The organism is Bacteroides mediterraneensis, assembly GCF_025993685.1.
GTDB lineage: Bacteria > Bacteroidota > Bacteroidia > Bacteroidales > Bacteroidaceae > Phocaeicola > Phocaeicola mediterraneensis_A.
The window spans coordinates 2,425,153-2,438,115 of record NZ_DAJPEN010000001.1 but is presented as its reverse complement, the minus strand read 5'-3'; the positions used below and the strand labels follow the sequence as shown (position 1 = coordinate 2,438,115).

The following is a 12,963-nucleotide window of genomic DNA, read 5'->3' as shown; positions in this document are numbered from 1 at the left end:
AATATGTATCAAACAGAGAATTATAAATACAATAAAGCTTTTATAATTGGAAATGGCTTTGACAAAGCAAATGGTTTTCCTACTGGCTATGGAGATTTTGTCGAAAGTCCAAATTTTAAGAATTTGTTATCCCACGACAACCAGTTGGCGAAATTTATCAAAAATACATATGATGATGCTAAATGGGTGGATATAGAAATAGAAATTGGAAAATATTCTTGTAATCTTGGCGAAGCTTATAAAGGAAACTCTTTTGCAAAAGAAACAGAGAAATTTAGAAATGATTACATTAAGTTGACCGATGCCTTATATTGGTATATTGACGGCATAAGAAGTGGCAAAATAAATTCTCGCATGGAAGATTTAGTAAAATCGTGGAAAAATAGTCTATTTGGCAAAGTGCAAGAACAGGCTTTTTTTGTAACATTCAATTATATGCGTTGGGATGTTACTATTTTACAAGAAAAAATGAGAAATGACCGTTTTATAAACTATTATCCTCTATCAATACATGGAGTAACACAATATGATGCAAATGCTACACCTAAGATTGTCTTAGGTGTGGATGAGAAATCAATATATTGCAAAGAACATAAATTTATCGTAAAAGCCTATAATCCATATTGTGAAGCCGATGCTTATTTTAGACATATTTATGATGCTAACCATATTATAATCTTTGGTTGTTCAATAGGAAATACAGACCAAAGATATTTCAGTCATCTCTTTTCGCAAGCAAAAGGAAAAACATTCAACATCTATTGTTATGGAAATGAAGATATAATAGAAACTAAAGCTAATATTTCCACAATATGCGATTTCGACAAATTTATAGGTGAGAATGATGTAAAATTTGAGGATTCAACAGAATTTTCAAATTAAAAAGATAGCGATTGAAAAAGGCACAATTAATTTGTGTACTAAAGCAGACAGATGGTAACCGCATACTCTTGACTTCAGACACGTTCTTATCAAGATAAGGTATAAAAAAGATTATCACAGGTCAGAATAGGTTGCTTGACTTCGGAAAAGTAACCCGGCGACAAGGTTTTCGGGAGTAGCCCGAAAGATTTTGAGTTACTCAAAACATACCTTGCTGCTTCCACTTTTCGGGAGTAACCGAAATGCCTTTGAGTTACTCAAAGGACACCTTGCTGATTTCAGGTGAAATCAATAATCCGTCAGTAAACGGATTGGAAAAAGTGCTGTTATTCCACCCCGAAAACATCGTTTCCCGATGCTTATGCTGCCCAAAAGAAGAACGGGATAAGGCAGGGCGTACAAGTCTGAACTTTCTTTGAGAGTGCAAGAAACATGAAGCGGATTTTTATTCGCCTCAAATGCAGTCAATAGCGTCAATCCGATGCCAATATGTGTCAATTACAGCCAAAATCAGCCTTAGAATAATAGAAATATGCATTTTAGGTAAATACTTCTTCACTTGTTTGCAAGTGCATCGAACCAATGGTTCGTAAAAATGATGATGAACGGAACCGGACAATCAAGGAAGCAATTCTGTGCAGATAGGCAACAATATAGTTTCAATGATATGCTGATTTACTGTTGTGCTGTCGTACTGGTTTACGACAGTGAAACTTCAAATAAAAGTATCAGCAATGGGTGTGGATTTAGAAATATGGAATTTTTGGGCTGTAAATTTGTAGTACAATGCATTTATCTGTCAATGCAGCAATACAGAAACAAATTAGTGTTATAATGAGCCTATGCAGGTTAATACATACGATGTTTTACAGAAGATATAATAGTCTTAAAACGAGTGAATTACTTAATTTCTATTCAGACGTCAGATTTTCTCTTTTTTTAGAAGAATCGTTTTGATAAAAACAAAGAATACTCTACTTTTGTAGAGTAGAATTAATAAAAATTGAGTTATGTTTGATTTCACACAAATAACACTTGTTGTTGGAAAGTATAATAAAGATACGCAACTTGTTGATATGCTGGGAACAGGATTTCTTATATCTAATGATGGGAAAGTTGTTACTGCTAGACATGTCATTGGAAATGAATATAATAATTTATGTGTCTTATTACCTCATATTCCCAATATAAATGTTTACCAAGATGTAACAGATTTTTCATGTCGCTCAACTTCTGCTGTTGTAGAAGATATAAATCCTATTACAGATTTGTGTATATTAAAAACAGGTTTAATATTTAATGGAACTCTACCTTCTTTGGAGTCATTAGATAATATATATGTTGGTGAAAAAATTGGAATGTTCGGTTTCCCTCATTGTGTCATGGGACGTAGAGTTTTAACGTATCAAGAAACAGAAATTGGTGCAAAAATGTTATTGGAAACATCTGGTGTTAAATCGAAGTATGCGACTATTAATATACAAACAAGACCTGGACAATCAGGCTCTTTAGTGTTCAATCTCAAAACAGGTGCTATCATAGGTTTGTTGATTGGAACTTATGCTCCTTCATCAGGCGTTATTATCGCAGGAATAAATCCACATGAATTAAATCAAACTTCGTATTGTATATCCGCAAACCACATAAAAGAAATGTTATGATAGAAATAGATAGCTTGTCATTGGAAGAATGGTATACTTGCCTTAAGCCATATCAAAAAATAACAATTGAGCAATTGGTGTCAAAATACGGAGAAGAAAGAGCAGCAGAAGAATGGCTGACAGCAAGAGGTCCTATTCAAACTGTTACGTTTGGTGGAACTCAAACAAATGTAACGGAAACTTCTAAATATTGGAGTAGATTTAAAGATGAATTTGATAAACTTATTTGTGGTCACCCAGACTATGACAAAGAGCAAAGAAAGTTTTTAACTGCAGGAAAAACTATAGGCTTGGGGAGTGTGACTGCTTTGGCAAATTGGTTAGCTCCTATTATAAATATGGCACCAGCTATTTTAGTGCCAGCTCTCGTTTTAGTATTGCATACAACTGCTAAAATGGGCATTAAAGCTTATTGCTCTACAAAACATTTTACTAATAAATAATTCATCTCTATTAGTTTTGAAAATATGTAATTGATTTCATTTTTCAGAGGAATAACTTTGGTAATAAGGGATAAAAATACTACTTTTGCAAATAAGAAAAGCGTTCTTTTGATTGATGCAGAACATTGTAGAATATAGAAGCCCGCTGGTTACTAAGTCGTTACCTGTCAAGCTGATAACCTTTGTAAGTTTCTTATTTTCAATGAATAAGAAAAGATACAATGCCTAGCCAGGTGGAAGGTAATATTTTTATTTATACCGCACAAATCCGCAATCTCTTTTAAGTAAGAATTAAGTTTTTGATTGCTCAACACAGGCAGCAACTGACCTTTGGGGAGCTGACCTTCATATTTCTGGAGTATCGCCTGCGGTATCTTCAGCAGCGGTACGTTTACCGGAGTATCTGTTTTATGACGGTGCGTCATGATCCACGGTTTCCCGTCAAACGAGATTCTGATGTCGCTTGCCTTCAGTTCCTTCACGTCCACATATGATAATCCCGTGTAACAGGAGAACAGGAACACGTCCCGTACCTGTTCCAGTCTTTTAGTCGGGAACTTCTTCTTCATTATCTTTTGCAGTTCCGCATCCGTCAGATAGCCTCTGTCCACACGTTTCAGTCTGATTTTATAATTTGAAAACGGGTCAGTATAAATCCAACCGTTGTTTTTGGCGATGATTACAATCATCTTGAACGTCTGCATGAATTTTGCCGTAGTATTCTCATTGCATTTGCTTTCCGTTCTCAGATAGTTCTCGAAGTCCGTAATGAACATGTGGCCGATTTCCTTCAGTGATATATCCGAAATATTGTATTTCACTTTCATAAATTCCTCCAGCCTCCGGTAGCAGCGGTCATACTTCGCGAGGGTGGCAGGAGTCTTGCTGATGCCGACCAGTTTTCTTGCATCCTCATTGTGTTTCTTGAAAAGTTCCAGCAGTGTTCTTTGTTTCGCCGTTATTCCCAAAAACGCATTGCGTATTTTTTCTACCGTTACGAATGACTCATGCACTTCAATATCCCGGTAGTGGTTTTTCAGCGAAGCACGGATGTCCTCCAATGTTTCATTCAACTGGCGGGCTTTCTGTGTATTTCCTTTCGCCTTGCCCAAAACTGTATCCCAGGCATCCGGCTTCACGCTCAGTTTAGAACTGAACTGTGTGATTTCACCGTTAAGTGACAAACGAATCATAATACAAACTGTTCCGTCTTTGTTTACCTGATTCTTTCTTAGATAGAACAGAATCTTAAATGTACTCTTACTCATATCCTTTTTTAATTTAGCTCCGTTACAGTGGGTGTAATGACTTCCCTCTGCAAAGGAATAATTAATAATTGGGTTACAAGCAGACATTTGAACGTCAATGAGCGACAAATCAAGGACTTACATCGAAAATCGTTACTATTTTTATAGGCTATTTTTTAGTAACGATTTAGTAACGGAACTTTGTCTGAAGTAGGCATTTGAATGTCTTTCGGTTGTCCACCGGATAAATAGAAAAAGTCCCGTAAAACGTTGATTTTACGGGACTTGTCTTAAATTGTCTACCTGATGTCTTAGGTTTCAGCGGAGAGACAGGGATTCGAACCCCGGGTACCTCGCAGTACAACGGTTTTCAAGACCGCCGCAATCGACCACTCTGCCACCTCTCCAAAACTCCGGTTGAGAGTTGCTTTGTTTTTCAAAAGCGCTGCAAAGGTAAATATTATTTTTTATATTGCAAATGTTTTTGTGATTTTTTCGTCAATACCGTTCCGTAAGAATTCAGAAGTAAGCATTCCGAATGTAAAAATTGTCGTATTTGAAATAAAAAACAAGATTGAATCATAGTCAGGCCTGTATTCCCTTTGGAAAAATGATTATCTTTGCGCTAATTTTTACAGAATATAGTTTTATCACATCACCAAGTGCATATTTATGAATAAGAAGATTTTTCTTAGCTGGCTTTTGATGGCCATTTTAAGTTTGCCGGTATTCGCCCAAATACAAGAACCGGTGAAGTTTAAAACCGAGTGGAAATCTGTATCCGCTAACGAAGTAGAAATTGTGTTCACCGGAAAAATGGAAAAAGGATGGCACGTATACTCTACGGATTTACCGGAAGGCGGACCTGTTTCAGCTACTTTTAATGTGGATAAATTGGAAGGAGCGGAATTGGTTGGAAAACTGAAACCTGCGGGGAAAGAAATCGATAAAATGGATCCGATATTTGGCATGCAGGTCCGCTTTTTTGAAGGAACAGCTACCTTTGTGCAGAAACTCAAACTGAAAGGTGGAAAATATGAAGTGAGTGGTTATTTGCAGTACGGTGCTTGTAATGATGAAAACTGTTTGCCTCCTACCAATGTAGATTTCTCTTTTAAGGGAGAGGCAGCTGGTGGACAGGCTGCAGCATCGGCTGCTGCTGAAGCCGAAACGTCTGATACGGCAGATTCCGATTCATTGGCACTGACTCCGCTTCAAATAGGTACGAACTCGAATAATGTGGAAACCTCCGATTACTGGAAACCTGTTATCGAAGAGCTGAAAGCATTTGGCGGAAATGTGAATAATGAATCACGCTCATGGCTTTATATCTTTTTCGCGGGATTTGTAGGCGGGCTGTTGGCTTTGTTCACTCCTTGTGTATGGCCGATTATTCCGATGACTGTCAGCTTCTTCTTGAAACGTACAAAGGACAAACGGAAAGGTATTCGTGATGCGTGGACGTATGGAGCTTCTATTGTAGTGATTTATGTGGCTTTAGGACTGGCTATTACCTTGATTTTTGGAGCCAGTGCTCTGAATGACCTCTCTACAAGCGCCATCTTTAATATTTTCTTCTTCCTTATGTTGGTGGTGTTTGCCGCTTCTTTCTTTGGCGCATTTGAAATCACACTTCCTTCGAAGTGGAGCAACGCCGTGGATAGCAAGGCAGAACAGACGACAGGATTGCTGAGTATTTTCCTGATGGCTTTCACCTTGTCGCTGGTATCTTTCTCTTGTACCGGTCCGATTATCGGTTTTTTATTGGTGGAAGTTTCTACTTCAAATAGCATTGTTGCTCCAGCCATTGGTATGCTGGGATTTGCCATTGCGTTGGCTTTGCCGTTCACCTTGTTCGCGTTGTTCCCGTCTTGGCTGAAATCTATGCCGAAATCCGGAGGATGGATGAATGTCATCAAGGTGACGCTGGGATTCTTGGAACTGGCATTTGCGTTGAAGTTCCTTTCTGTGGCCGATTTGGCGTATGGATGGCGTTTGCTCGACCGTGAGACCTTCCTGGCTTTGTGGATTGTGATTTTTGCCTTGCTGGGTATGTATCTGTTGGGTAAAATCAAGTTCCCGCATGACGGAGACGATAATAAGGTAAGTGTACCGCGGTTCTTCCTGGCACTTTTCTCATTGGCATTCGCTGTATACATGGTACCTGGATTGTGGGGAGCTCCGCTGAAAGCTGTCAGCGCTTTTGCACCTCCTATGCAGACACAGGATTTCAATCTGTACAAGAACGAAGTACATGCGAAATTCAATGATTTTGATGCAGGTATGGAATATGCCCGTCAGCAGGGAAAACCAGTGATGATTGACTTTACGGGATATGGTTGTGTGAACTGTCGTAAGATGGAACTGGCTGTATGGACAGACCCGACGGTCAGCAAGATTCTGAATGATGACTATGTATTGATTACGTTGTATGTAGACGAAAAGACGAAATTGCCGGAACCGGTCAAGGTGACAGAAAATGGCACAGAGCGCACATTGCGTACGGTAGGTGATAAATGGAGCTATTTGCAGCGTTCTAAATTCGGGGCCAATGCCCAGCCTTTCTATGTGTTGATTGACAATGAAGGGATGCCGTTGAACAAGTCTTATTCGTATGATGAGGATATTCAGAAGTACGTGGAATTCTTGCAAACAGGATTAAAGAACTATAAAAAATAACAGATAATGATTTCGCAGTCAGAAAGAGAACGTATTATCGCATTAATCAAGCGGGAAGTCGTTCCGGCTATCGGCTGTACGGAACCCGTAGCTGTGGCTCTTTGTGTGGCTAAAGCTACGGAAGTTCTGGGATGTCGTCCGGAAACAATTACGGCTCAGCTTAGTGCGAATATTTTGAAGAATGCCATGGGGGTGGGAATCCCTGGCACGGGGATGATTGGGTTGCCTATTGCCATTGCTTTGGGAGCTTTAAAAGGCAAATCAGAATATGGTTTGGAAGTTTTGAAGGACATTACTCCCGAAAGCGTGGAAGAAGGCAAGCAGATGATTGCCGGTCAAGGCATAAAGATTGAGCTGAAAAAAGACATTGAAGAAAAATTGTATATTGAAGTGACTTGTACAGCCGGGAAGGATACAGCTACGGCTATCATCAGTGGAGGACATACGAATTTTGTGTATGCAGAACGGAATGGTGAGGTCTTGTTTGACCATAGAGAAAAGGCCGGAGCCGAAGCAGATGTGGAAGAAGTAGATTTGAATCTGAAGAAGGTGTATGATTTCGCTACAACTGCTCCGTTGGATGAAATCCGTTTCATCCTTGAGGCAAAGCGTCTGAATCTGCAGGCAGCGGAACGTTCTTTCCAAGGGAACTACGGTCATGAGTTGGGCAAAATGTTGCGTAGCAGCCAGCAGGAACAGCATATCATGGGTAGCAATACGTTTACCCATATCCTTTCTTATACCTCTGCCGCATGCGATGCCCGAATGGCTGGTGCCATGATACCGGTGATGAGTAATTCTGGAAGTGGAAACCAAGGCATTGCAGCCACACTTCCTGTGGTAGTGTTCGCTCAAGAGAACCATAAATCGGAAGAGGAATTGATTCGTGCTCTGATTTTGAGCCATCTTACAGCTATTTATATCAAGCAGAATTTAGGCCGTCTGTCCGCGTTGTGTGGTTGTGTGGTGGCTGCCACAGGCAGTAGTTGTGGAATCACCTATCTGATGGGAGGCGAGTATAAGCAGGTGGCTTATGCCGTGCAGAATATGATTGCCAATCTGACAGGTATGATTTGTGACGGAGCCAAGCCGAGCTGCGCATTAAAACTGACCAGCGGGGTTTCAACGGCAGTCTTTTCTGCGATTCTGGCAATGGAAGGAAAGTGTGTGACTTCCGTGGAAGGCATCATTGAAGACAATGTGGATTTCAGTATCCGTAACCTGACCAAGATTGGTTCGGAGGGAATGAACGAAACTGATAAGCTGGTGCTGGATATTATGACTCACAAACATTGTGATTGAGTGACTGGGCATGAAACAAACTGCAGATACAGACTATATACAACAGCTCATCTCGGAGGGTGAGCATATACATCAGGATTTTAAATTTGCCATATCCGATGCAAGGAAAATAGCCAGAAGTTTGTCTGCTTTTGCAAATACCGAAGGAGGACGGTTATTGGTGGGAGTGAAGGATAACGGCAGGATTGCCGGGATTCGTTCGGAAGAAGAAATCTATATGATAGAAGCGGCTGCCACGATGTATTGTCGTCCTCCGGTAATCACGGAAAACCGTGTGTTCAGGGTGGAAGGAAAGGATGTGCTGGAAGTTGAAGTGAAAGAGTGCGCGTGCAAACCGGTTTTAGCCGTCGATGAAGAGGGTAAGTCTTGGGCTTATGTGCGTATAGCCGATGAGAACATTTTGGCATCTCCTGTCCACCTTCGAATCTGGAATCATGAGAAAAAGGACGAAGTGGTAATGACCTATACCGACAGGGAAAAGCGTTTGCTGGAGGTATTGGGTAGCCAGGGGCTGCTTACATTGAATAGGTGTAGCCGCCTGGCCCGTCTTTCCCGTCCGGAAGTATGTCAGTTGCTTGCCGATTTTATTCGTTTTGGACTTGTAGAGCAGGTTTTTCAGGAGCATACTTTCTTTTACCGTCTAAAAGAAGATGCCGTGTGGGAAGATTCCCTTTTTCCGGAAGTAAGCCGATGATTGCGTTGTCGGTTTTTTGTATTATCTTTGCATCCGTAGAATTTAATAAAAAGACATTATGAGTATATTTTCGAAACTTTTTGGTAAAAAAACTACCGATGGAGCTGACGAAACGGTACGTGTCGGTGGCATGGAAGATTTCATGACCTTGATTCGTGTGTATTATCAGGCAGTCATGGCGGCTCAGTTGGGTATCAGTAATATTCATTTCTTGCCGGATTTGGCTGTATTCAAACGTACGTTGAAGGTACCAACTCAGAACAATAAGTTGGGGATTGCGGAGCGTGCACGTTGCCGTAAGATGTTGATGGATATTTATGGGTTGGAGGAATCTTTCTTTAAGGAAATAGACGGGTCTATTAAGCGTAACTGCCGCAATGTGAACGATATAAAGAATTATCTGTTTATGTTCCAAGGGTTCAGTCAGGATTTGATGATGGTGATTGGAAACCTGATGCAATGGAAGTTTCGCACACCTGGAGTCTTCAAGAAGTTGTTGCGCAATATGACGGAAAAGGCCGTACATGACATTCTGACTAAGGTGGACTGGAAAGACGATGGGGTACGTAAAACGTGTGGAAATATTCGTCAGTATCAGCATGCGCTCGGTTATTCGGAGGCATGGATGACGGAATACGTTTATAAGATTGTGTTGCTGGCTAAAAAAGAACCGAAACCGAAGGCATGACAGTGAACGAGAATCTGCTTTCAGGAGTGGAATGTCATCCGCTGGAGCCTTTTTTGCCGGAGAATGCGGTCTTGTTGATGTTAGGAAGCTTTCCTCCACAGAAAAAACGATGGAGCATGGATTTCTTCTATCCGAATCTTCAAAATGATATGTGGCGTATTTTCGGGCTTATTTTCTTTGGAGATAAAGAACATTTCCTTAGTCCGGAGAAAGTTTTTGACAAGGCACGTATTGTAAGTTTTCTGCAAGAAAAGGGGATTGCTTTGTATGATACAGCTTCGTGTGTCCGCAGATTGCAAGACAATGCTTCTGATAAGTTTCTGGAAGTGGTGACCCCTACCGATATAGGCTTGCTTCTTCAGCAACTTCCTGCATGTCGGGCAGTGGTTACTACTGGGCAGAAAGCAACGGATGTATTGTGTGAGCAAATGGAGGCAGAAGAGCCGACGGTGGGAGGAGAGAGTACGTTTTATTTCAGAGATCGTAAATTATCTTTGTTTCGGATGCCTTCTTCCAGTCGTGCCTATCCATTGAAGTTGGAAAAAAAAGCAGAATATTATCGCCTTATGTTCAGCCGTTTATCTTTGTTGTGAGAAAAAGACGGTAAAATATTTGGCAGAATCTCTTGCAGTTTCCAAAATTTGTACTACTTTTGCAACCGCAAACACGGGAATAGCTCAGTTGGTAGAGCATCGGTCTCCAAAACCGAGTGTCGGGAGTTCGAGTCTCTCTTCCCGTGCCGAGATAAAAAGCTGTAACTTAATAAGTTGCAGCTTTTGTCTGTTTATAGGTCGGACAAATCTCGGACAAATGAATTTTCCTGACCTGGAACGCCTGTGGAGGGAGAGCTTTAGCAGGATGGGAAGTGACGGATTAATGTAAAAATAAAGGGTCCGAAACGATGTGAGAGAAGTTTCGGACCCTTTGTGTATTTTGCGTGATTGTTTAATCCAGAACTGTTACCCATCCGTATGGGTCAGCTTCGTCTCCATATTGAATGGCGCGCAGCTTGTGGTACAGTTTCTCACTGATAGGACCTGGTTTTCCATCTTTAGCAATTACGTAAGATTTGTGATTCTCCAAGTCATCAATACGTTCGATAGGACTGATAACGGCAGCTGTACCGCAGGCACCGGCTTCTTCAAAAGTGGTCAGTTCTTCTTCTGGAATTGGGCGGCGTTCTACTTTTAATCCCATGTCTTCAGCCAGCTGCATCAAGCTGCGGTTAGTGATGGAAGGCAGAATAGAAGTAGACAACGGAGTGACGTAGGTGTTGTTTTTGATACCAAAGAAGTTGGCGGCACCACATTCGTCAATATATTTCTTTTCCTTGGCATCCAGATAGAACTCACTGGCATATCCGGCATCATGTGCGATTTTGTTGGCGCGGAGGCTGGCTGCATAGTTGCCGCCGACTTTGTATGTACCGGTCCCCAGTGGAGCAGCACGGTCATATTGGCGGATGATGACATACGGATTCGTTGCAAATCCACCTTTGAAATAAGGGCCTACCGGAGTCACGAATATGACGAAGAGGTATTCATTGGCTGGATGTACACCCACCTGTGCACCTGTACCAATCAGCAGCGGACGGATATAAAGAGAAGCACCGCTTTCGTATGGAGGAATGAAGCGTTCATTGGCTTTTACTACTTTCTTTACAGCCTCACAGAATGTTTCGGTCGGGAGTTCCGGCATCAGAATGCCGCGGCAAGTGCTCTGCAAACGCTCTGCATTGGCTTCCGGACGGAAGATACGAATCTTGCCATCTTTTCCGCGATAAGCCTTCAGGCCTTCAAAGGCTTCTTGTCCATAGTGCAGGCACGTGGCAGCCATGTGAATGTTCAGTGTTTCTTCTGAGCAGAGTTCAAGTTCTCCCCATTTCCCATCGCGATAATAGCAACGTACATTGTAATCTGTCTTCATGTATCCGAAGGACAGATTCGACCAGTCTATTTCTTTCATGGTTATCTATTTTTATAAGTTTTTTGAATGTCTTTATAAGCTAGCAAGCAAAAGTACGGTTTATATTTACAAAATCCAATACAAAAGTGCTCTTTTTTGACGTAAATGAAAGGAGGTAAAGGAATTCTCCTCATTTTGAAATGAAAAAGTTTTTTGAGAGAAAGTAGCTTTGAATGGTCCCAGAGGTGGATATAGTCAAAATTTCAGGTGATATCAGTGTAAAGCCAAAGTTTTTCCGTAAATCTGTATAAGGAATATACCTCTTTGAAATCAAGAGAGTTAGAAGAATTACTTTGTTTTTGGGTAATGAGTTGGCAACCGTCCCAATCGCTGTGGTCTGCATCGTTTTGCTTGTTCGGGTAACTCTTATGGATGCAAAAATACGAAAGGAAATTGAATTTATCTACTTTTGCGTTCAGTTTTATCCAAGCAAATAATGACAAAAACGGCTGTTTTGTCGTTATTGCCGTATCAATTTCATATCTTTGTCAATGAATTATTATAGAAAATATGCAGCAACTTCCGCAACATAGGGCTTTTGCACTTTCCGAATTTGGCATACGCCTTCATAAATTCACTCCCTCACAAGACAATGATGCCCCAAAAGTATATGCTCATCAAGATGACTATTATGTCATTGGGGTAGTTGAGAAAGGGGTGGGACATTGTGTCATAGATTTCAAAGAAATTGCCATTACCCAAGGAGATTTGTTTCTTATTCAGCCAAAGCAAGTACATCGTTTCATTAGTTCAAAAGATACAATCGGATGGGTGCTTTTCGCTGACAGCAGTTTTGTCGGTTGTGAAGCGAAACGGATTTTTGACGAGTTCCGGTTGCTTGCTTCATCGGTTAAGGCAGATGAACGAAAAATGAACGAGCTGACACAGATGGCATCGATACTTGCAGCCCGGATAAATGACATGACGGATGTGCTGACAAAGGTAACGGTGAGAAGGCTGGCAGAAGCTTATATAAACATTGTGGCTGAATCTGTACGGGAAATAGGATTGAAACGGGTAAGGCACAGCCATCGGCATATTGAAATCGTTTTGTCGTTTTTTCATTTGCTGACCGAGCATATTGCCATCAGTCGCTCTCCGTCCTATTATGCCTCCTTGATGCACATTTCACCTGTTTACCTGAATGAAGTGGTCAAGGAGGTCACAGGAATCAGTGCTACCTCCTATATAAGAAATGAACTGATATTGCAAGCCAAACGTTTGCTTGTCCATACGGATTACGCCATAAAAGAAGTGTCCAACAGCCTTGGTATAGATGACTATGCCTATTTCTCACGTATATTTACACAAACGACAGGTATAAGCCCAAGTGCATTCAGGGCAAGAAACCTTGAATAATCCAAGTATAGCCTCGTTCTGCCCATATCCTTTTCGTGCCAAA

At 41.1% G+C, this 12,963-nt stretch carries 11 protein-coding genes and 2 tRNA genes; 10 read left to right on the top strand and 3 right to left on the bottom strand.

What is annotated here, in order from left to right; all coding sequences use genetic code 11:
* Window positions 1-3: 3 nt before the first annotated feature.
* The 3 genes from OIM59_RS10420 (at window position 4) to OIM59_RS10410 (ending at window position 2,986) form a co-directional block, all read left to right on the top strand.
* Complete coding sequence (locus OIM59_RS10420; protein ID WP_288354074.1) at window positions 4-882, top strand: AbiH family protein; 879 nt, start codon at window positions 4-6, stop codon at window positions 880-882.
* A 1,010-nt stretch (window positions 883-1,892) separates the two neighbouring features.
* Window positions 1,893-2,543 (top strand): serine protease, encoded by a 651-nt coding sequence (locus tag OIM59_RS10415; RefSeq protein WP_288354076.1) that lies wholly within the window; start codon window positions 1,893-1,895, stop codon window positions 2,541-2,543.
* Window positions 2,540-2,986: a hypothetical protein gene (locus tag OIM59_RS10410; RefSeq protein WP_288354078.1), complete on the top strand. Its 447-nt coding sequence runs from the start codon at window positions 2,540-2,542 to the stop codon at window positions 2,984-2,986. Before OIM59_RS10415 ends, OIM59_RS10410 begins: the two co-directional genes overlap by 4 nt.
* A gap of 167 nt (window positions 2,987-3,153) precedes the next feature.
* Here OIM59_RS10410 and OIM59_RS10405 read toward each other — a convergent pair whose 3' ends face one another.
* A complete protein-coding gene (locus OIM59_RS10405; RefSeq protein WP_303896538.1) occupies window positions 3,154-4,254 on the bottom strand; it encodes a site-specific integrase in 1,101 nt (366 codons plus the stop codon).
* 301 nt (window positions 4,255-4,555) lie between these two features.
* A tRNA-Ser gene (locus OIM59_RS10400) sits at window positions 4,556-4,640 on the bottom strand.
* 265 nt (window positions 4,641-4,905) lie between these two features.
* Between OIM59_RS10400 and OIM59_RS10395 the strand changes: the two genes are divergently transcribed.
* The 6 genes from OIM59_RS10395 (at window position 4,906) to OIM59_RS10370 (ending at window position 10,335) form a co-directional block, all read left to right on the top strand.
* Entirely contained in the window at window positions 4,906-6,912 is a 2,007-nt protein-coding gene (locus OIM59_RS10395) for a cytochrome c biogenesis protein CcdA (RefSeq protein ID WP_303896536.1), read from the top strand.
* Window positions 6,913-6,918: 6 nt separating this feature from the next.
* A complete protein-coding gene (locus tag OIM59_RS10390) occupies window positions 6,919-8,214 on the top strand; it encodes a serine dehydratase subunit alpha family protein (protein ID WP_303896535.1) in 1,296 nt (431 codons plus the stop codon).
* 10 nt (window positions 8,215-8,224) lie between these two features.
* Entirely contained in the window at window positions 8,225-8,908 is a 684-nt protein-coding gene (locus tag OIM59_RS10385) for a helix-turn-helix domain-containing protein (RefSeq protein ID WP_303896533.1), read from the top strand.
* 58 nt (window positions 8,909-8,966) lie between these two features.
* A complete protein-coding gene (locus OIM59_RS10380) occupies window positions 8,967-9,596 on the top strand; it encodes a hypothetical protein (RefSeq protein ID WP_022353345.1) in 630 nt (209 codons plus the stop codon).
* On the top strand, window positions 9,593-10,189 hold the full coding sequence (locus tag OIM59_RS10375; RefSeq protein WP_303896530.1) for a uracil-DNA glycosylase family protein: 597 nt from the start codon (window positions 9,593-9,595) through the stop codon (window positions 10,187-10,189). Before OIM59_RS10380 ends, OIM59_RS10375 begins: the two co-directional genes overlap by 4 nt.
* Window positions 10,190-10,262: 73 nt before the next feature.
* Window positions 10,263-10,335: transfer RNA gene (locus tag OIM59_RS10370), tRNA-Trp, on the top strand.
* 206 nt (window positions 10,336-10,541) lie between these two features.
* Here OIM59_RS10370 and OIM59_RS10365 read toward each other — a convergent pair.
* Window positions 10,542-11,561: a branched-chain amino acid aminotransferase gene (locus OIM59_RS10365; RefSeq protein ID WP_148331068.1), complete on the bottom strand. Its 1,020-nt coding sequence runs from the start codon at window positions 11,559-11,561 to the stop codon at window positions 10,542-10,544.
* 510 nt (window positions 11,562-12,071) lie between these two features.
* Here OIM59_RS10365 and OIM59_RS10360 point away from each other — a divergent pair.
* Window positions 12,072-12,920, top strand: coding sequence for an AraC family transcriptional regulator (locus tag OIM59_RS10360; RefSeq protein ID WP_303896527.1), 849 nt, complete (start codon window positions 12,072-12,074; stop codon window positions 12,918-12,920).
* Window positions 12,921-12,963: the final 43 nt, after the last annotated feature.